We start from the raw sequence: 20,253 nt of genomic DNA on the forward strand, positions 1-20,253 counted from the left end.
CCAATTGACCACTCAGTCAGTTATTTTTGAACACAGCCTCGCTGATTTATTCAAAACAATACCTAGTGCGCACACCGCACTAACTAGGAGAACGGCATGCTTGAGCTCACTGTAGAGCAGATATCCATGGGCCAGGTGGCTGTGGATAAATCTGCTGCCTTGCACCTGCTCGCTGAAAAACTGGTGGCCGATGGCCTGGTCGCCGAGGGTTATCTCAGTGGCTTGCAAGCCCGTGAGGCCCAAGGCTCGACCTTTCTCGGCCAAGGTATTGCCATCCCTCACGGCACCCCGGAAACCCGCGACCAGGTCTTTTCTACCGGCGTGCGCCTGCTGCAATTTCCCGACGGGGTGGACTGGGGGGACGGCCAGATCGTCTACCTGGCCATCGGCATTGCCGCCAAATCCGATGAACACCTGCGCCTGCTGCAACTGCTGACCCGCGCCCTTGGTGAAACCGATCTGGGCGAGGCGCTGCGCCGTGCCGGCAATGCCGAAGCGTTGCTGAAACTGCTGCAAGGCGCGCCGCAGGAACTGGCGCTGGATGCGCAGATGATCAGCCTTGGCGTGTCCGCCGATGACTTCGAAGAGCTGGTGTGGCGCGGCGCACGCCTGTTGCGCCAGGCTGATTGCGTCAGCAACGGCTTTGCCGCCGTGTTGCAGCAAGTCGACGCACTGCCCTTGGGCGATGGCCTGTGGTGGTTGCACAGCGAGCAGACGGTCAAGCGTCCGGGCCTGGCCTTCGTCACGCCGGACAAACCCATGCGTTACCTCGGCCAGCCACTCAACGGTTTGTTCTGCCTGGCCAGTCTCGGCGAAGCCCATCAAACCTTGTTGGAACGCCTGTGCGCGTTGTTGATTGAAGGTCGCGGCCAGGAACTGGGGCGTGCCACCAGCAGCCGTGCGGTGCTTGAAGTGCTCGGCGGCGAACTGCCACCCGATTGGCCGAGTGTGCGCATTGCCCTGGCCAACGCCCATGGCCTGCACGCGCGGCCGGCGAAGATCCTCGCGCAACTGGCGAAAAGTTTTGACGGCGATATCCGCGTGCGCATCGTTGATGGCCCGGTTGGCGCTGTATCGGTAAAAAGCCTGAGCAAGTTGCTCAGCCTCGGCGCCCGTCGCGGCCAGGTGTTGGAGTTTGTGGCCGAGCCAGCGATTGCCGGTGACGCATTACCCGCGTTGCTGGCGGCCGTTGAGGAAGGCCTCGGCGAAGACGTTGAGCCACTGCCGACCGCCAGTGCGCAACCGGCAACGCTGGATATCGAACCGGTGCTCAGCGCACCCGTGTCCGGCAGCCAGATCCAGGCTATCGCCGCTGCGCCTGGTGTCGCCATCGGCCCTGCGCATATCCAGACGCAGCACGTCGTCGATTACCCACTGCGCGGTGAATCCTCGGCGATTGAACGCGAGCGCCTGCAGAACGCCTTGACCGACGTGCGCCGCGATATTCAGGGCCTGATCGAACGCAGCCAGGCCAAAGCCATCCGCGAGATTTTCATCACTCACCAGGAAATGCTCGACGACCCGGAACTGACTGACGAAGTCGGCACCCGCCTCAAGCAAGGCGAGAGCGCCGAAGCCGCGTGGATGAGCGTGATCGAAGCCGCTGCCAAGCAGCAGGAGTCGTTGCAGGATGCCTTGCTCGCCGAGCGCGCCGCCGACCTGCGCGACATCGGCCGCCGTGTGCTGGCGCAACTGTGCGGCATTGAAACCGCTCAGGAGCCGAGCGCACCCTACATTCTGGTGATGGAAGAAGTCGGGCCCTCCGACGTCGCGCGTCTGGACCCGACGCGCGTCGCCGGTATCCTCACCGCCCGTGGCGGCGCTACCGCCCACAGCGCCATCGTCGCGCGAGCCTTGGGCATTCCCGCCCTGGTGGGGGCCGGGCCGACGGTGTTGCTGTTGGCCTCGGGCACGCCATTGTTGTTGGACGGCCAGCGCGGTCGCCTGCATGTCGACCCCGACGCCGCCACCCTGCAACGCGCCACCGTCGAGCGCGACACCCGCGAACAACGTCTGCAAGCCGCCTCGGCCCAGCGCCATGAACCGGCCCTGACCCGCGACGGCCACGCCGTGGAAGTGTTTGCCAATATCGGCGAAAGCGCCGGCGTTGCCGCGGCGGTGGAGCAGGGTGCTGAAGGGATCGGCCTGCTGCGCACCGAGCTGATTTTCATGGCCCACCCGCAAGCGCCGGATGAAGCCACCCAGGAAGCCGAATACCGCCGCGTACTCGACGGCCTCGGCGGTCGCCCGCTGGTTGTGCGGACCCTGGATGTGGGCGGCGACAAACCGCTGCCGTATTGGCCGATTGCCCAAGAGGAAAATCCCTTCCTGGGCGTGCGCGGTATTCGGCTGACCCTGCAACGCCCGCAGATCATGGAAGCGCAATTGCGTGCGTTGTTGCGCTCGGCGGATAGCCGGCCGCTGCGCATCATGTTTCCTATGGTCGGCAGCGTCGATGAGTGGCGCGCCGCCCGCGATATGACCGAGCGCCTGCGCCTGGAAATCCCGGTGGCCGACTTGCAACTGGGGATCATGATCGAGGTGCCTTCCGCTGCCTTGCTGGCGCCGGTACTCGCCAAGGAAGTCGACTTCTTCAGTGTCGGCACCAACGACCTGACCCAATACACCCTGGCCATCGACCGTGGCCACCCGACCCTGTCCGCGCAGGCGGATGGCCTGCACCCGGCGGTGTTGCAGTTGATCGACATCACCGTGCGCGCCGCCCATGCCCATGGCAAATGGGTCGGCGTGTGCGGCGAATTGGCGGCGGACCCGCTGGCGGTGCCGGTGCTGATTGGCCTGGGAGTGGACGAGTTGAGCGTGTCGGCCCGCAGCATTCCCGAAGTGAAGGCGCGGGTGCGTGAATTCAGTCTGAGCGAGGCCCAGGGCCTGGCGCAAAAAGCCCTTGCGGTGGGTTCGCCCGCCGAAGTGCGAGCCCTAGTGGAGGCCGTGTAAATGGCGAAGATTCTGACCCTGACGCTGAACCCGGCGTTGGACCTGACGGTACGCTTGGCACGCCTGGAACCGGGTGAAGTCAACCGCAGCGAAACCCTGCTGACCCATGCCGCCGGCAAAGGCGTGAATGTCGCCCAAGTGCTGGCGGACCTCGGTCATCACGTCACCGTGGGCGGCTTTCTCGGTGAAGACAACCCTCAGGCGTTTGAGGCGTTGATCGCCCGCCGTGGCTTTGCCGACGCGTTTATCCGCGTGCCGGGCGAAACCCGCAGCAATATCAAGATCGCCGAACAGGATGGCCGGGTCACCGACATCAACGCGCCAGGGCCGCAGGTCAATGAGCAGGCGCAAGCGGCGTTGCTCAACCAACTGACGCTGATTGCGCCAGGGCACGACGCTGTAGTGGTCGCCGGCAGCTTGCCGGGTGGCGTCACTGCGCAGTGGTTCAAAGGGTTGCTGGAACATCTGAAAAGCCTCGGTTTGAAAGTCGCCCTCGACACCAGCGGCGAAGCCTTGCGCGTCGGCTTGCAGGCAGGCCCGTGGTTGATCAAACCTAACACTGAAGAATTGGCAGACGCCCTCGATTGCCCTGCAGACTCGATCACGCAACAGGCCCAGGCCGCCGAGCGCTTGCATGCCCAAGGCGTCGAGCATGTGGTGGTGTCCCACGGTGCCGACGGCGTGAACTGGTTCAGCCCGGGCATGGCGCTGCATGCCACGCCGCCCAAGGTCAGCGTCGCCAGCACGGTGGGCGCGGGGGATTCGCTGCTGGCCGGGATGCTGCACGGTTTACTCAGTGCTGATCTGCCGGAAAGTACCCTGCGCCGGGCCACGGCGATTGCCGCCATGGCCGTCACGCAGATCGGTTTTGGCATCAGCGATGACGCGCAGTTGGCGCGTCTCGAAAGCGGCGTCCACGTGCGCGCGCTGACAGAACAATAAGAGGGTTTGTGATGAAGTTAGCCATTGTTACTGCCTGCCCGAACGGCATGGTCACCAGTGTGCTGTGCGCCCGCTTGTTGGACGCCGCCGCGCAGCGCATGGGCTTGCACACCAGCGTTGAAGTGGTGGATGTGCAGCACCCGGAGCGCCAGTTGTCCCAGGCCACACTCGATGAAGCCGAATGGGTATTGCTGGTCAGCAGCACGCCGGTGGATATGCAGCGGTTTGTCGGCAAGCGTGTGTTCCAGAGCACACCGGCCCAGGCCTTGGCGGATGTCGAGGCGGTATTGCGCCGTGGTGCCGAAGAGGCCCAGGTCTATGTCGCCAGCGCAGCACCGGCGGCGAAGAGTGCTCCCCGTATCGTCGCCATTACGGCTTGCCCGACCGGCGTGGCCCACACCTTTATGGCCGCCGAGGCGTTGCAGCAAACGGCCAAGCGCCTGGGGTATGACTTGCAGGTCGAAACCCAGGGCTCGGTGGGCGCGCGCACGCCGTTGAGCCCGCAAGCGATCGCCGACGCCGACGTGGTGCTGCTGGCGGCGGATATCGAAGTCGCCACCGAGCGCTTCGCCGGTAAGAAGATTTACCGTTGCGGCACCGGTATCGCCCTCAAGCAATCCGAAGCCACGCTCAATAAGGCATTGGCCGAAGGCGCGGTGGAAAGTGCCGCCAGCGGTGCGGTGGCCAAAAAAGAAAAAACCGGTGTGTACAAACACCTGCTCACCGGCGTGTCGTTCATGTTACCGATGGTGGTGGCGGGCGGCTTGTTGATCGCCTTGTCATTCGTGTTCGGCATCCAGGCCTTTGAAGAAAAAGGCACCTTGGCGGCGGCCCTCAAAACCGTCGGCGACCAGGCCTTTATGCTGATGGTGCCGTTGCTGGCGGGCTACATCGCCTACTCGATTGCCGACCGTCCCGGCATCGCGCCCGGCATGATCGGCGGGTTGTTGGCGGGCACATTGGGGGCCGGATTTATCGGTGGCATCCTCGCCGGCTTTCTCGCCGGTTATTGCGTCAAACTGATCACCCGCGCGGTGAAATTGCCGCAGAGCCTAGAGGCGCTCAAGCCGATTTTGATCATCCCGTTGCTGGCGAGTCTGTTTACGGGCCTGGCGATGATCTATCTCGTCGGCCCGCCGGTCGCGCGACTGCTCACCGGCCTGACTGACTTCCTCAGCACCATGGGCACCACCAACGCGGTGCTGCTGGGCATCCTGTTGGGCGGCATGATGTGTGTGGATTTGGGTGGGCCGATCAACAAGGCGGCGTACGCCTTTTCGGTTGGCTTGCTGGCGGCCTCGAGCGGCGCGCCTATGGCGGCGACCATGGCCGCCGGTATGGTGCCGCCGATTGGCATGGGCATCGCCACGTTCCTGGCGCGGCGCAAGTTCGCCCAGACCGAGCGCGAGGCAGGCAAGGCCGCGATGATTCTGGGCCTGTGCTTTATCTCCGAAGGGGCGATCCCGTTTGCGGCCAAAGACCCGCTGCGCGTGATTCCGGCCAGCATCGCCGGTGGCGCCTTGACCGGCGCGCTGTCGATGTACTTCGGTTGCAAACTCGCCGCGCCTCACGGTGGCCTGTTTGTGCTGGTGATCCCCAACGCCATGAACCATGCACTGCTGTACTTGCTGGCGATTGTTGCCGGTAGCCTGTTGACCGGGTTGGTGTACGCGCTGATCAAGCGCCCGGAAGCAGTCGAACTGGCGGTCGCACCGACCTGACGGCACGAGCCGGTAATGGGATCACGGCGTTGTGGTTGCGCCTGGGTGATCGCAGTTGCCCATCGGAGTGAAAAGGCGACCTCGGGGTCGCCTGGCATCTCAACGGTATTACGTTCGTCTAAGCCCCCCTAATATGCCACCTGCTGGCGTCAGGCTGTCCGTCAGCACCTCCAGCAAGGTGCTGACCTTTGGCAGCGCCTGACGGCTTTTGACCCAGGCAAGGTGGATCGGCATGCCCTCGGTCGCCAAATGGGGCAGCACCTCCACCAATGTGCCCTCTTCCAACTGCTGATTAATCAGCCACGAGGGTAATTGCGCGATACCACAGCCTGCCATTACCGCCATCAACAACCCCTCTCCATTCCCAATCACCAACTGGGCGGGTACTGGCTGGCGCTTTATGGCGCCGGGGTGTGCGCCTGCGAAACTCCACGGCGTGATGTTGCCGTCCACCCAGCCATAGGCGATGCACTGGTGATGCTCCAGGTCTTGATCCGTGAGAGGCGTGCCGTGCTTGGCCAAATAGGCCGGGGATGCACAGAAGGTATGCCATTCACTGGCCAGGTAACGGTGCTCGACTCTTTCGGGCCAGACGTCCGCGCCGCCAATGCGTACGACCACGTCCACACCTTCCTGGAACGGGTCGATCAAACCGTCAGAGAACGTCACGTGGGGTATCAGCAGCGGATGATCCTGCATGAACCGCAGGAGGGTGGGGAGCACTTGGGCACGGCCGAACGCGCCAGGCAGGTCAATTCGAATCCGGCCACGCGGCTCGATATTTTCGACTTGCAGTGACAATTCGGCCTCTTCAAGGTCTGCAAGCACGCCGATGCAGGTGCTGTAGAACGCGGTCCCCGCATCCGTCAGCGCCAGGCGCCGGGTGGTGCGTTGAAAAAGTCGGGTGCCCAATCGGCTCTCCAGCCGCGCGATACTTTTACTGATGGCGGAGCCTGTCAAATTCATTTTCTCGGCAGCGGCCTTGAAGCTGCCGGTTTCCGCGACGCAGACGAACACATCAATGCCTTTCAAGCGTTCTGAGGAAAACATACACACCCTGTATCCATGAATTCAGTTCCACCTATCTGGTAAAAAAGATCATAAATCAGAACGTGGCGCGGCGGTAAGCTTAGTCCATGAACACCTGTCAGTGATTCGCTATAAACACTGTCATAAAAACGACCTATTTGATCGGCGAGGCAAGGATGCTGGTAACGGTAAAAAAATATTGGGTGGCGGTCAGTGTCCTGTTCTCGGCCCCTTTTATAGCGATCTCTTTTCGAGCAATAAACATGCTTGCTCTGGTTGCCCGTTCAAGGGGCGGCTTTGTTTTGCTCCCCCGGCGTTCTTTTGTATCAGGGCAGGGGTCAGAGCGCTTCCCGCTGCTGCGGCGTAGCTGATCAATTACGTATCGTTCGGCATCGACAGCACACTTAACCTAATGAATTGATATGCCCGTCTTATGCCAAACAAAGGCAGTTGTCAGGCAGGCCCCGCTTTGTCTAAAACACAGCGGCCTGGGTGCTGTTGGTAGTGAAGTTGTAGTGCGTTAACTGTGTTTTTTATAAGAATTCATGTGTGAGCAAACCCTCGTTAGCAAGGAGAAAGAAGTGCCGTCCAAGGAAATTTATACACTGGCGTGTGCAGGGCTCAAGAAGTTGGCGCTGAACCAGGAATGTCGCGACGCATTCGATAAAAACTCTTTATTTTTCAAATTGTTCGAGCAGGCTGCCCATCGTTATATTATTGCCTCTGACGCGCAGGAACTGAACCGTAAGCTGCACACATTGGCGGCTAAAGGCTACCAACAGGGTGTTGAGTATGTGGGTGAAGAGAATCATGACCCACACGTGGTACAGCGCTTCGTCGGCGAGTACCTGAGTGCCGTTCAACGGTTTGCCGACGCGGGTTTAAAACCACAGTTGGGCTTTGATTTAAGTGCTGTGGGGATGCTCATTTCTCAGGAAACAGCTTATCGCAATGCTTCGGCTATTTTGGCGGCGGCGGCTCAACACGATATTCCTGTAATGATCAGTATGGAGCACTCTTCGGCTGTCGATAAAATTCTGGAAGTGTATGCCGAACTTGCACCGGCTCATCTCAATGTGGGTATTACCGTACAGGCGCACCTGCACCGAACCGTCAATGACTTACCGCGCATCATCAGTTATGGGCGTAAAGTCAGATTGGTCAAAGGGGTTTATAACGAAGCGCTCGATGTTGCTTTGCCCCGTGGTGAAGAACTGGATAATCGTTACTTGATGTTGCTTGATAATTTACTGGCCGCCAGTATTCCAGTGAGTTGTGCAACGCAGGACCCCAACTTGATCAAGCGCCTGTTCGCGGGCGGTTATAACTCGAAGATCGAGGAGCTGGAAATGCTCCACGGCGTCCAGCCTGAGGTATTACGCAGCGCCAGGGAAGCAGGCCTGAACTGTCGGATTGCTGCGGTCTATGGCGACAGTTGGTACCTGCATTTCCTGCATCGTCTGGCCGAGTCGCCGGACAACGTTCTCGAGGCGCTTGCCGACTTCTACGACCCTTCCCGTATCACGTTTGGCGCAGGTTACTAACGGAGCAGTTATGTTTATCGATCTCAGAAGCGATACGGTCACCAAGCCAACGGAAGGCATGCGCAAGGCTATTTACAATGCGGAAGTCGGGGATGAATGTTTTGGTGAAGACCCGAGCGTGCGTGCGCTTGAAGAGTTTTGTGCCAATTACTTCCAGAAGGAAGCGGCACTCTTCACCACGGGCGGCACCTTAAGCAACCAGTTGGCTATCAAGTCCCTCACTCAGCCGGGCGATGAGATTTTTCTGGATGCGTCCTACCACATCAACTATTACGAGGCCGCGGCAACGTCAGCGTTTTCGGGGGGCAACTTTTCGCTGTCATCCCATGAAAACGGGTTGTTTGACGTCAGTGACCTTGAAAAGCTTTACGCGTCCCGTTGCCGATGGAATCAGAACTACGCCTTGCCTCGCGTGGTAGTGATTGAAAATACCCTGGGATGCAAAGGCGGCGCGATCTTCCCCTTGGCGCAGATGAACGAAGTCTTCAGTTATGCCAAGTCGATCGAAGCCTATCGTTACCTGGATGGTGCACGCATCCTCCACGCCTCTATCGCGTCCGGCATTGATGTGACCTCGTACACGGAAAACGCCGACCTCATGTCCATGTGTTTGTCCAAAGCACTGGGCGCACCTGTTGGCTCGATCATGGTGGGCACCAAGGCGTTGATACAGCGTGCCAAGAAATACCGTAAGTGGTTTGGCGGCGATCTCCATCAGGCCGGCATGATGGCTGCTGCCGGGCTTTATGCCATGCACAACAATATTGAGCGCTTGGCCGAGGACCATGAACATGCGGCCCTGCTGCATCGTTTACTCAGCGATATCGATGAGACGCCTGCGCATTACAAGGGCACGAACATGGTGACCCTGGACGTTTCTTCGCTGGGGGTGACGCCGATGCAATTCAGTACTTTCCTGAGCCAGCAAGGTGTTGCCGGCTTGCCCTATAACGCGCGGGAAATGCGCTTTATGCCGCACATTAATACCAGTCGTGCTGATGTTCTGAAGGCCGCCGGCATTATTAAAGCCGCTGTACGGGAACTGACGTCAGCGCGGGAGCTCGCCAAGTGATCTATAAGAAAAATATTGTTCTGATCGTCGATGCGTATTCGATTGGCAGTTTGATCACGCCCGCGTTCATGTCACGCGGGTACGAATGTGTGCATGTGCGCTCGACCGCCGAAGTGAATGGGTTTTACGAAGCTTGGTTCCGCACCGTGGACTTCATCCACGACATACTTTACCGTTCCGATGCCGAACTGCAGCAGGCACTGTCCGAGTACAACGTGCAGTTCGTACTGGCCGGTTGTGAGTTCGGCGTTGAGTTGGCCGCTCACCTGGCTGCGCAATTCAATGTTGCGCGCCATAACAACCCGGCCCACGCTGTGCGCTGGCGTGATAAGTATCAAATGCACGAGGCCTTGTCGCGGGCGGGTGTGCGTTCGATCAAACACTTCAAATCAGACGCGTTGCCGAGCATTCTGGAGTGGGTCAAGGAGCACGATATGTTACCGGTGGTGTTGAAGCCGGTTAAAAGCGCGGGCTCCGACAACATTCATATTTGTACGCAAGTCAGCGACATTGAACACGCCTTTGAGGTCATTAAATCCAGCCGCAATATCTTCCTGGAAAGTAATGAGACGATTCTGGTGCAGCAATATCTGGATAACTCGGATTTCAAATCCGAGTTAATGCTGAGCAAATCCAAGGACGTCGATATCGAATACTGCGTGAATACCGTGAGTGTCGATGGGCTGCACTATGTCAGTGAAATTATCCGCGTTTACCGCACCCGTATCGGTGCCTCGCCGGTGCATGACTACAACCACCTGATGTGCCCGGTGGACAATGCCGACGTCTACAGCCGACTGTCGGGGTACATCTTTTCCGTGCTCGACGCCTTGGGTATCCGGCAGGGTGTGGGGCATAGCGAATTGATGATTGTCGATGATCAGCCCGTGTTGCTTGAGACGGCTGCGCGCATGCCGGGCGGCATCGATCTGTCGGCCTATACGCGTGCCTTGGGGCATAACCAGTTGAGCTTGTGGATTGACTCGCTGGTTAACCCTCAAGCGTTTCTTGATTACCGCCAGCAGCCGCGAAAAAAACTCTACTTTCATTCCAGCTGTGTGTTCCTGATCGCTCGCCAGGAAGGGCCGATCAAACGTCAACCGGACATCACGTCGTGGAAGGCGATCCCGGGCGTGCACAGCATAAAAATCCAGGACGAAGGCGTGCTTAAGCAAACGATTTCCCTGGAAAACTGCCCAGGTCACGTATTCATCCTCGATAGCAACCGCGCGAACATTCAGAACAGTATCGAATTGCTGCGTGAGCATGAGCCAAATGTCTACAGGGAAATGCTGGCATGAAAGAAGTCTCGGAGGGGCTGGTAATCCAGAGTCAAGCCAAAGTCTATGACCGGCCAGTGATCCTGCTGCTGTCGGCGACCTTCATCTTGACCATTGCCCGGGCGCTCGCGCTGCCCTATCTGGTTATTTACTTCTCTGAGGCGTTCGGTCTGGGAGTGGCGGATATCGGCCTTGCGGTAGGCGGGGCGTTGATCGTCAGTTCAGTCCTAGGGGTGTATGGCGGGTTTCTGGTGGACCGTTTCTCCAACTACCGGATCATTCTCGCTGCCGCCACAGTGTTTGCCCTCGCGTTTGCCGTGGCGTTCCAGGTCACCAGCCTGGTGCCGTTCATCGTCGCGATTGTGGTGGTGAACCTTGCCTATGCGGTGGTGGATATCGCGGTGAAATCCGGCATAGGTTTCCTGGTGGCACCGGACAAGCGCGGCGGGGTGTTCTCGCTGAAGTACACCTTGACCAATGTCGGCTATGCCGTAGGCCCTTTTCTCGGTGTGCTGTTTGCCAACGTCAGTCCCGGCTTGCCGTTTGCGGTGGCCGCGCTGATCGGCGCAGTTTTTGTCGTGCTGTATGCGCTGGTGGGGGCGCGAATTCCTCGGCCGTCGGGCGTGGAAAATGGCGCGCAGGGGCCACGTTTTGCCAGTGTGTTGATGCATTTGGTGAGGAACTACCGACTGGTGTGTTTCACCATTGGCGGTATTCTCAGTGCGATCGTCTTCGGGCAATTCACTGCTTACTTGTCCCAATACCTGATCGTGACGAGCGACCCGCAAAACGCCTATCAGATAATCAACTACCTGGTGACGACCAACGCGTGTGTGGTTATCAGCCTTCAGTACCTGATTGGCTCTCGGATCAATCAGCACAATATGTTTCGCATGTTGATGCTGGGAATGCTGTTCTTCGTGGTCGGGCTGATGGGCTTTGCTTATGCACACGTCCCTGTTGTCTGGGTGATCGCGATGATTGTTTTTACCGTGGGCGAAATCATCATCATACCGGCGGAATACTTGTTTATTGATTACATTGCGCCCGAGGATATGCGCGGCGTTTATTACGGCGCGCAGAACTTGTCGAACCTCGGCGCCGCGCTCGGGCCGGTGTTATGTGGCATGGCGTTGTCGTTGTATGCGCCTCAGGCAATGTTCTATGTATTGTCCACGTGCATCGTGTTGGCCAGCGTTTTCTATTTTATGGGTTCACGGCACGGGGCTGAGCGATGATCCATTTCAATACGGCAGGTGCGGGGCGCGTTTCCTCTGAAACACTGCGTTTGATGCAGACTTACTTGCAAGAGGAATATGCAAACGGCGCCTATGAAACCGAACTGTCTCACGCGGCAACGCTGGACGGCGAAGTGTATGAAAGCATTGCTCGATTGCTCGGCGCCAAACCCCGCAACATTGCACTGTTCGAGGGGGCTACCAAGGCCTGGGTCACGGCGCTGAACGCGCTGAACTGGTCCTGCGGTGCGCGTGTCGTGGTCACGCCTTACGAGTACGCCGGCAACCTGATTGCGCTGTCCGAGTTACAGCGCCGCCACGGTGTCGTGATTGACGTCATGCCACTCTTGCCAAATGGCGACCTGGATCTGCAATGGCTCGCGCAGCACATGAGCGCGCAAGTCATGCTGGTCTCGGTGGTGCATGTGCCTTCTTGCTGCGGCATCGTGAATGATGTCGAGGCGGTGGGTCGTATCCTGCGCGATTTCCCCTGCTTCTACTTTGTCGATGCCTGTCAATCTGTGGGTATGCTGCCTCTGGACATGCTGGCAATTGGCGCTGATGTGCTGACGGCTGCGGGCAGAAAGTTTCTTTGCGGGCCTCGAGGCACGGGGTTTGCCTACCTGTCCGATGGTTTCCTGGCGGTTGCACAACCGCGCTTCACTGACCTGAGCAGAGCCTGTGTGGATGCCCGGGGGGGCGTAACACTGGGGGCCGATGATGCTCGGCGTTATGAATACGCCGAACGCAACAATGCGGCGGTTGTTGGGTTGAATCAGGCGATCAAAGAGCGCCTGTCGGTGGCCTACAGTATTGAGCATGGGCTGTACCGACACCTTTATCAGCAATTGGCACAGACCGCGCACATCAATGTGATCGCGCCGGGTACGCAACAGGCAGGAATTATTGCGTTTACCCATGATCGCTGTTCGGCAACCGAACTGGTCGCTTATATGCGTGCGCAAGGTGTGAACAGCTGGCCAGGTTATGCCTCGCACACGCCGTACTATATGTTGGGGCAAGGGCATGATCGTTTCGTACGCTTGTCAATTAACAACAAGAACACGCCAGAGGATGTCAGTGTGTTTATGAAGTTGTTGGCAGAGTTGTAACAAGCGCACGGTATAAAGTTGAGGGAGGTGCCGCGGGTTATGTCGCCGGTCATGTGAGATGGCCAGGGGCAATAAAAGTACGCTTCTTATATCATTCAGTCGATCAGCCGAAACGTTAATAAAGTCCGAAAGTGACTACGGGTATTGATGGGTGACCATCCATCTCAAGTCGTGTGACGGGCTGCCATAATATCGCGTATCAGCGTTAGTTGCGCTGTGCGCCTCAAGTTGAGGAAAAGGAATTCTGATGGGTAACGTAAATAAATTTAACCCTGGCGTTGAAGTGAAACAGCGACTGCGTGCACTGTACCAAAAGGACAACTGGCATTGGCTGTTGGCCGTATTGGCCGACGTGGCCGTTATCGTGTTGGCGGTCTATATTGCCGATCGCTATAACATCTTGTACCCGCTGGCGATCTTGTTTATTGGGTCTCGGCAACGCGCCTTGGCTTCGCTGTTGCACGAGGCAGCGCACATGACGCTGACCCAAAGCAAGCAGCTCAACAAAATCATTGGCGAGTATCTGCTGGGCTATCCGATCTTTCAAAATTATGAGGCTTACCGCCGCTCGCATGTCCAGCTTCACCACCACAATCTCGGTGACCCCGATAAAGATCCGGACCATCGCTATTACATTGAGTCGGGCTTGTATAACGCGACCGACCGCTTCGATTTCCTGATCGGGCATTTGCTCAAGAGCCTGACACTGGCCAATACCTATCGCTACTTCCTCTACCTCGTGAAAAACCGTGCCGGGGATGTTGTGGCCAATCCGTCACAGGGCGTGAAACTGTTGGCAACTCACGCCGTGTTGCTGTTGGTGTTCAGCTACTTCATGAGTCCATGGGCCTATGTATTGTTTTGGCTGGTGCCGTATTTCACGGTGTTCCAGGTGATTGGCTGGTTATCCGAAGTCTCCGAGCACTTCGGCAGGTTCGGTGTCTACAAAGAAGAAGTGGAGCTCACCCGTAACCGTTTTCCTGCGTTGCTGGAGCGCTTGATCATCGGAATGCATGGCGATAACTACCACCTCACCCATCACCTGTTTGCCGGTATTCCGTTCTGGAACTTGAAGAAAGCACATGACGTGTTGATGGACGATGAGCGTTACGCGGCTGCCAACCGAGGTTGCGGTGGGATATTCACAGCCAAGGGCGATGCCAAATCCTGCATTGGTCAGATATTCGAGGCTTATCGCAGCGGAACAATCAGCGCGGTCTTCGTCACCGAGTAATACGTTGACAGCTAAAGCCCTAGTGGGGGCTGTCATAACCGCTTCATCCGGCCATGGTTAAGTTTCCCCTTTGACTATTCAGAGGGCACCTGCATGAGCCACTTCGACTTAGGCCGTCGCCGCGTGATGCAAGCCGTCGGCGCCGGTCTGTTGCTGCCGGGCCTGGCCCCGGCGGTGATCGCCTCGGTGAAAGACCGGCCGCAACTCACCGATGGTGTGCAGTCCGGCGACCTGCTGGGCGACCGCGCGATGATCTGGAGCCGCAGCGACCGCCCCGCGAAGATGGTGGTGGAGTGGGACACCCGCAGTGTGTTCAGCAACCCGCGTAAATTCATCTCGCCGCTGGCCGACAGCCGCACCGACTTCACCGCCCGCGTCGAACTCACCGGGCTGCCGGTCGATCAGGCGATTTTCTATCGCGTGCACTTTGAAGACGCCCAGACCGGCGTCGCCAGCGAGCCGTGGTTCGGCCACTTGCGCAGCGTGCCGCAACAGCGCCGCGACATTCGTTTTGTGTGGAGCGGCGATACCGTCGGCCAGGGCTTCGGCATCAACCCGGACATCGGCGGCATGCGCATCTACGAAGCCATGCGCCTGCGTCTGCCGGACTTCTTTATTCACAGCGGCGACACCATCTACGCCGACGGCCCGGTGCCCGCGCAGCTGACTGTTGAAGACGGCCGCATCTGGCGCAATATCACCACCGAAGCCAAGAGCAAAGTCGCGCAAACCCTCGATGAATATCGCGGCAACTACCGCTACAACCTGCTCGACGAAAACGTGCGCCGCTTCAATGCCGAGGTGCCGCAGATCTGGCAGTGGGACGATCATGAAGTGGTCAACAACTGGTCGCCGAGCAAGCAATTGGATGAGCGTTACCAGACCAAGGACATCAACACCCTGGTCGGCCGCGCACGCCAGGCCTGGCTGGAGTATTCACCGATGCGCCGGCAGAGCGCCGACGGTGGCGGGCGGATCTATCGCAAGCTCAGCTACGGCCCTTTGCTGGATGTGTTCGTGCTGGACATGCGCAGCTGTCGCGGCCCCAACGATGACAACCTGGGCGGCGCAAAACCCTTCATCGGTCGCGAGCAACTGGACTGGCTCAAGCGCGAACTCAAGGCGTCCCAGGCGCAGTGGAAAGTCATCGCGGCCGACATGCCCATCGGCCTGGGTGTGCCTGATGGTGAGGTCAGCCCCGGTGTGCCGCGCTGGGAGGCGATTGCCAACGGCGACCCTGGCCCGGCCCAAGGCCGCGAGCTGGAGATTGCCGAACTGCTGGGCTTTCTGCGCGCTCAGCAGGTGCGCAACCATGTATGGCTGACGGCGGATGTGCACTACTGCGCGGCGCATCACTATCACCCTGATCGCGCGGCGTTCCAGGATTTCGAGCCGTTCTGGGAGTTTGTAGCGGGGCCGTTGAATGCCGGGAGTTTCGGACCGAACCCCTTGGATAAAACCTTTGGCCCGCAGGTGGTGTTCGAGAAGGCGCCGCCCGCGCAGAACACCTCGCCGTTTGCCGGTTTTCAATTTTTTGGTGAGGTGCAGATTGATGGGCAGACGGCGGAGTTGACCGTCATTTTGCGGGATTTGGATGGGGTGTCAGTGTTCGAGCAAAAACTGCAGCCGGTCTGATTTGAAATGCAATCAAATGTGGGCGCGGGCTTGCTCGCGAAAACGGAGTGTCGGTCACCGAATCTGTCGACTGAACCACCGTATTCGCTAGCAAGCCCGCTCCCACATTTTGACCTGTGTCTTTTCAGGGATCAGTACACATCCCGGCGATAGCGGCCTTGTTCAATCAAGCGCTCAACCGCCTCGCGGCCCAGCACGTCGTGCAGCACCTGATCCACACCCGTCGCCATGCCCTGCAAGCTGCCGCAGACATAAATCGCCGCGCCATCGGCCAGCCATCGACGCAATACGTCCGCCGACTCGCGCAGGCGGTCCTGCACGTAGATTTTTTCCTTCTGGTCACGGGAAAACGCCAGGTCCAGCAGGGCCAGGTCGCCGCTGGCCAGCCAGCCTTGTAGCTCGTCCTGGCACAGGTAGTCGTGGGCGATATTGCGTTCGCCAAACAGCAGCCAGTTGCGCTGCTGACCATCGGCAATGCGCGCCTTGAGCAAGCTGCGCAGGCCAGCGAGGCCGGTGCCGTTGCCCAGCAGGATCAGTGGCGCCGGTGCCTGTGGCAAGTGAAAACCACTGTTGCGGCGCAGGCGCAGGCTGATGCCGGAGCCGAGGGTCGCGTGTTCCGTCAGCCAGCCGGAGCCCAGGCCCAGGCTGCCGTCGGGGTGCCGCTCCTGACGCACGATCAGTTCCAGCACGCCGTCGCTGGCAATCGAGGCGATGGAGTATTCGCGCAGGCCCAACGGCACCAACGCGTCCACCAGTGCCTGGGCATGCAGGCCGACCAGGTGCGTGCGGTTGTCCGGCAGTTGGCGGGTCGCGAGTGCCTGGTCGAGGGGTTGCGCCAGGCCGTCGAGCAGCACGCTATCGTTGCCGTTCAGGCCCAGGCCGGCGAGGAAGTGTTCAATCGCCTGGGGGCCATTGCGCGGCAGGATTTCCACCAGGTCACCGGCCAGCCAGTTTTGCGGCGACGGCGGCGTGAGGCCCAGCAGGTAGATGTTCGAGCCGACGCTGCCGCGGTTGAGCAGGGTGCGATAGGTCAGGGCCCAGTTGTCGTACTGGGCGGTTGGCCAGACCGTTGCCGGCGCGTGACCGGTGAGTTGGCCCAGTTGCTGCTGCCAGGTCAGCAAGGCCTCGGTGTCGCCGCTGTCAACTTCCACCGGGGCAAACAACGGGTTGCCGCCCTGGTGGGTCAGCCAAAAGTGCAGGCGCCGGGCAAAGCCGCAGAAGTGTTCGTACTGGCGGTCACCCAGGGCCAGCACTGAGTAATTCAGGCCTTTGAGCGACAGGTCCTGGCCGAGCACGCCGCGCTCAAAACCGCGAGCGCTGTCGGGGGCTTCACCGTCACCGAAGGTGCTGACCACGAACAGCGCATTTTCTGACCGGGTCAGGTCATCCTGGCTGACGTTGCCCAGGGGCTGCACATTCACCGGCATCCCGGCGGCCTGCAATTGCCCGGCAGTTTGCCAGGCCAGTTGCTCGGCAAAGCCACTTTGGCTGGCAAAGCCGATCAGCCAGGCCGGGGCGTCGCTGTGGTTGGCGCCGAGGCCTTTGCGGGCATCGCGAACCTGGCGCTTTTTGCGGCGACGGTCGAGGTACAGCAGCCAGCCGGTGATAAAGAACAACGGCATGCACAACGCGCTGACGGTCATGATGATGCGACCGACCAAGCCGAAGTAGCTGCCGGTGTGCAGCGCGTAAATGCTGGTCAGCCATTGCGCCTTGAGGGTTTTGCTCGCGTACTGAGCGTGGGAGGTGACCTCGCCGGTGGCCGGGTCGAGGTTGATCTGGTTCAGTGCCCGGTCATGGGGCGATGATTTGAGCAGGTAATACACGATGGCCGGTTGTCCGGCGACGGCTGGCATGCGGATGTTATAGGCACTCAAGCCGGGGCCGGCGTTGGCGTAGATGCTGCTCCAGATTGCCGCGTAGTTGGCCACTGGCGCCGGGCCCTCGGGCGGCGGGCCGTGCTTGCGCATGCGCTCGTTGTGCGGGGCGTCGGACAGCAGTTTGTTCAGGCCCTGGTTGTACCAATCGTAGGACCAATACAGGCCGGTCAGTGCGGCCAACAGATAGAGCAGCAGGCACCAGGTGCCGAACACCGAGTGCAAATCCCAGTTGAAGCTGCGGCCTTTTTTGCGCCAGTCCACGGTCAGCCAGGCACGCCAGTTCGTGACTTGGCGCGGCCAGCGCAGGTACAGGCCCGAGAGGCAGAAGAACAGCAAGATCAGCGTGCAGGCGCCGGTGATTTGCCGGCCGGTGTCGCCCATGGCCAGAAAACGGTGCAACTGCAGGATAAAGCCGAATACGTCCTGGCCGACGGCGTCGCCCATGTAGTCGCCCGTGTAGGGGTCGAAGTAGCGCATTTGGCCACGACGCTCGCCCGGCGGCGGGGTAAAGGACACGCGGCCGGCGTTGCCGCTTTCGCTTTCGACCCACAGCATCGACACGGTCTTGCCTTCGGTGGCTTCGAGTTTGCGCACCAGTTCGGCCGGTGGCAGCACGCCGGCTTCGCGTTTCTCGACGTGCAATACCGAGGGGTTGAGCGCCCGCAGCATTTCATCCTGAAACGAGACCGCAGCCCCGGTGATCCCCATCAACGCCAGCACCAGGCCGGCCGTAATGCCGAAGAACCAGTGCAACTGGAACAGGGTTTTCTTCAACACGTCTGACGGCCTCGCTCATCTGGGTAGTAGGTCACGGCGCGCATTATGCCGTGAGTTGTCGAGAAACATTCTGTTTTACACGCAAAAGCCCCACGCATCCGATGCGTGGGGCTTTTGGCTCAAGGCCGAGCGTGCTTAGAAGTGGAAGCTGGTGGTCAACAGCGCCGTACGTCCGGCCGCCTGGTTGGCAAAGTGTGCCGCGTAGGCTTTGTCGTAGTAGGTCTTGTCGGTCAGGTTCTGCACGTTCAACTGCAGGTCGACATTCTTGGTCAGCTTGTAGCTGGCCATGGCGTCGTAGCGGGTATACGCCGGTACGTACACCGTGTTGGCGGCGTCGCCGTAGACCTGGTCGACATAGAACGCGCCGCCGCCGATGGTCAGCTTGGGTGTGATGTCATACGTCGTCCACAGGCTGAAGGTGTTCTTCGGCGTGTTGGGCATTGCGTTGCCTTTGTTGGAGCCCGCGCTGATGACACCATTACGGCCGTTGAGACCGGCCTCCACCAGCTCGCTTTTCAGGTAGCTGTAGCCGGCGAACACTTGCCATTGATCGGTGAGTTTGCCGCTGGCGGACAGTTCGAGGCCGTCGACGCGAGACTCGCCGCCGTTCTGGTAGGTCATCGCGTCCACCAGGATTCGGGTGTTTTTCTTCTCGGTGCGAAAGACCGCAGCGGTCAGGGACAGGCGGCTGTGGAACAGGTCCCACTTGGTGCCCAGCTCATAGTTAACGGTTTCTTCCGGTTTCAGGTCGCTGGTGGCGGCACCGGCAGACAGTGGGTTGCCATCGGCACCTTCGCCGACCAGGCCGCCGGGCGGTGAGGCCGAGGTGGCGTAGGAGGTGTAGATGCTGCCGTTGTCCAGCGGCTTCCAGACCAGGCCGGCCTGCCAGTTGAAGAACTGGCTGTCGTCCTTGATTTTAGTGCGCCCGGCAGCGGCATTGGTGTTGGCCACGGTGTCGAAGGTGTCGTAGCGCACGCCGACGTTCAGCAGCCATTTGGGGTCCAGTTCGATGGTGTCGAACACATAGGCCGCGCGGCTGGTGGCCTTGGTGTTGGTGCCCAGGTAATTGCGTTTGGCGCTGCCTGTCCAGGCGTCGTCCGGTGTCGGGTTGCTCAAGGATGTGCACTGGCCGCCCAGGCTGCCTTTGGCCACGGTGCAGGTGGGGTTGGTATTCGGGCTGACGGTGTAGCCGCTGATGCGGGTTTCTTCCCCGGTGAATTCCAGGCCGGTCGAGTAAGCGTGCTTCATGCCCGCCAGTTGGAAATTGCCAAACAGATCGGTCTGGTTGGTGGTGGTGTCAGTGGTCGACACGCGGCTGTTGGCGCGACGCCACACAGTGCCGAACTGGTTGACGTTGTGCTGGCTGTCGTCCGGCTGGGTGAGGATGTAGTCCTGACCGGTACTGCCATGGCGCAGGGTGTTTTTCAGCGTCATGGTGTCGTTCAGGTCGTGCTCGATCGAGAACGTGCTGATGTCGGCGCGGGTCTTGCGGAAGTCGCGGTCCTTCAAACCATAGAAGTTACTGCTGTCGCCGCCGTCGGTTGGTTTGTCATGCACATGAACGGCTTTGGCGCCGCTGTTGCTGTAGCCGTATGGAATCCCGGCGTCCGGCAGGTCGTTGCTTTCCATGTGGTAGTAGCTGACGTTGACGCGGGTCGGGGTGCCCAGGCCGAAGGTCAGCGACGGTGCGACGCCCCAACGGTCGTAGTCGATCACATCACGCCCGGCCACGTTTTGCTCATGGCTCATCAGGTTCAGGCGGAACGCGGCGGTGTCGAGGAACTGACGGTTTACATCAAGCACGTAGCGGCGGGTCTGGTCGGAGCCGTAGGTG

13 protein-coding genes are annotated in these 20,253 nt (G+C 59.7%); 10 read left to right on the forward strand and 3 right to left on the reverse strand.

The annotated features are described in order from the left end of the window. The first annotated feature begins 96 nt into the window (after positions 1-96). Genes ptsP through A7D21_RS28980 form a run of 3 tightly spaced genes read left to right on the forward strand, consistent with a single transcriptional unit; the run spans position 97 to position 5,618 of the window. Positions 97-2,955 carry a phosphoenolpyruvate--protein phosphotransferase gene (gene ptsP, locus A7D21_RS28970; RefSeq protein ID WP_053254351.1) on the forward strand — a complete coding sequence of 953 codons (2,859 nt, stop codon included), beginning with the start codon at positions 97-99 and terminating at the stop codon, positions 2,953-2,955. After that, positions 2,956-3,897 carry a 1-phosphofructokinase gene (pfkB, locus tag A7D21_RS28975; protein ID WP_053254352.1) on the forward strand — a complete coding sequence of 314 codons (942 nt, stop codon included), beginning with the start codon at positions 2,956-2,958 and terminating at the stop codon, positions 3,895-3,897. 11 nt (positions 3,898-3,908) lie between these two features. Continuing rightward, a complete protein-coding gene (locus A7D21_RS28980) occupies positions 3,909-5,618 on the forward strand; it encodes a PTS fructose-like transporter subunit IIB (protein ID WP_053254353.1) in 1,710 nt (569 codons plus the stop codon). Positions 5,619-5,726: 108 nt separating this feature from the next. Here A7D21_RS28980 and A7D21_RS28985 read toward each other — a convergent pair whose 3' ends face one another. Next, positions 5,727-6,668 (reverse strand): LysR family transcriptional regulator, encoded by a 942-nt coding sequence (locus tag A7D21_RS28985; protein ID WP_053254354.1) that lies wholly within the window; start codon positions 6,666-6,668, stop codon positions 5,727-5,729. A 560-nt stretch (positions 6,669-7,228) separates the two neighbouring features. Here A7D21_RS28985 and A7D21_RS28990 point away from each other — a divergent pair. The 7 genes from A7D21_RS28990 to A7D21_RS29020 all read left to right on the forward strand — a co-directional run bounded on the left by A7D21_RS28990 (position 7,229) and on the right by A7D21_RS29020 (position 15,762). Further along, on the forward strand, positions 7,229-8,191 hold the full coding sequence (locus A7D21_RS28990; protein ID WP_171902654.1) for a proline dehydrogenase family protein: 963 nt from the start codon (positions 7,229-7,231) through the stop codon (positions 8,189-8,191). Between the two features lie 10 nt (positions 8,192-8,201). After that, on the forward strand, positions 8,202-9,263 hold the full coding sequence (locus A7D21_RS28995) for a low specificity L-threonine aldolase (RefSeq protein ID WP_069553312.1): 1,062 nt from the start codon (positions 8,202-8,204) through the stop codon (positions 9,261-9,263). Then, positions 9,260-10,564: a hypothetical protein gene (locus A7D21_RS29000; RefSeq protein WP_069553313.1), complete on the forward strand. Its 1,305-nt coding sequence runs from the start codon at positions 9,260-9,262 to the stop codon at positions 10,562-10,564. The genes A7D21_RS28995 and A7D21_RS29000 overlap by 4 nt, the downstream gene beginning before the upstream one ends. Beyond that, a complete protein-coding gene (locus A7D21_RS29005) occupies positions 10,561-11,781 on the forward strand; it encodes an MFS transporter (RefSeq protein WP_069553314.1) in 1,221 nt (406 codons plus the stop codon). The genes A7D21_RS29000 and A7D21_RS29005 overlap by 4 nt, the downstream gene beginning before the upstream one ends. Continuing rightward, on the forward strand, positions 11,778-12,893 hold the full coding sequence (locus A7D21_RS29010) for an aminotransferase class V-fold PLP-dependent enzyme (protein WP_053254359.1): 1,116 nt from the start codon (positions 11,778-11,780) through the stop codon (positions 12,891-12,893). The genes A7D21_RS29005 and A7D21_RS29010 overlap by 4 nt, the downstream gene beginning before the upstream one ends. A gap of 247 nt (positions 12,894-13,140) precedes the next feature. Then, positions 13,141-14,127 carry a guanitoxin biosynthesis L-arginine gamma (S) hydroxylase gene (gntB, locus tag A7D21_RS29015; RefSeq protein ID WP_069553315.1) on the forward strand — a complete coding sequence of 329 codons (987 nt, stop codon included), beginning with the start codon at positions 13,141-13,143 and terminating at the stop codon, positions 14,125-14,127. A 93-nt stretch (positions 14,128-14,220) separates the two neighbouring features. Next, positions 14,221-15,762, forward strand: coding sequence for an alkaline phosphatase (locus A7D21_RS29020; protein ID WP_069553316.1), 1,542 nt, complete (start codon positions 14,221-14,223; stop codon positions 15,760-15,762). 131 nt (positions 15,763-15,893) lie between these two features. Here A7D21_RS29020 and A7D21_RS29025 read toward each other — a convergent pair whose 3' ends face one another. Next, the gene (locus A7D21_RS29025; protein WP_069553317.1) at positions 15,894-18,419 is read right to left on the reverse strand and encodes a sulfite reductase flavoprotein subunit alpha; all 2,526 of its coding nucleotides are present in this window, start codon (positions 18,417-18,419) and stop codon (positions 15,894-15,896) included. A 135-nt stretch (positions 18,420-18,554) separates the two neighbouring features. Then, a partial coding sequence (locus tag A7D21_RS29030) for a TonB-dependent siderophore receptor (RefSeq protein ID WP_069553318.1) occupies positions 18,555-20,253 on the reverse strand: 1,699 nt, incomplete at its 5' end.

The sequence above is a fragment of the Pseudomonas sp. AP19 genome, from assembly GCF_001728855.1.
GTDB classification, from domain to species: domain Bacteria; phylum Pseudomonadota; class Gammaproteobacteria; order Pseudomonadales; family Pseudomonadaceae; genus Aquipseudomonas; species Aquipseudomonas fluorescens.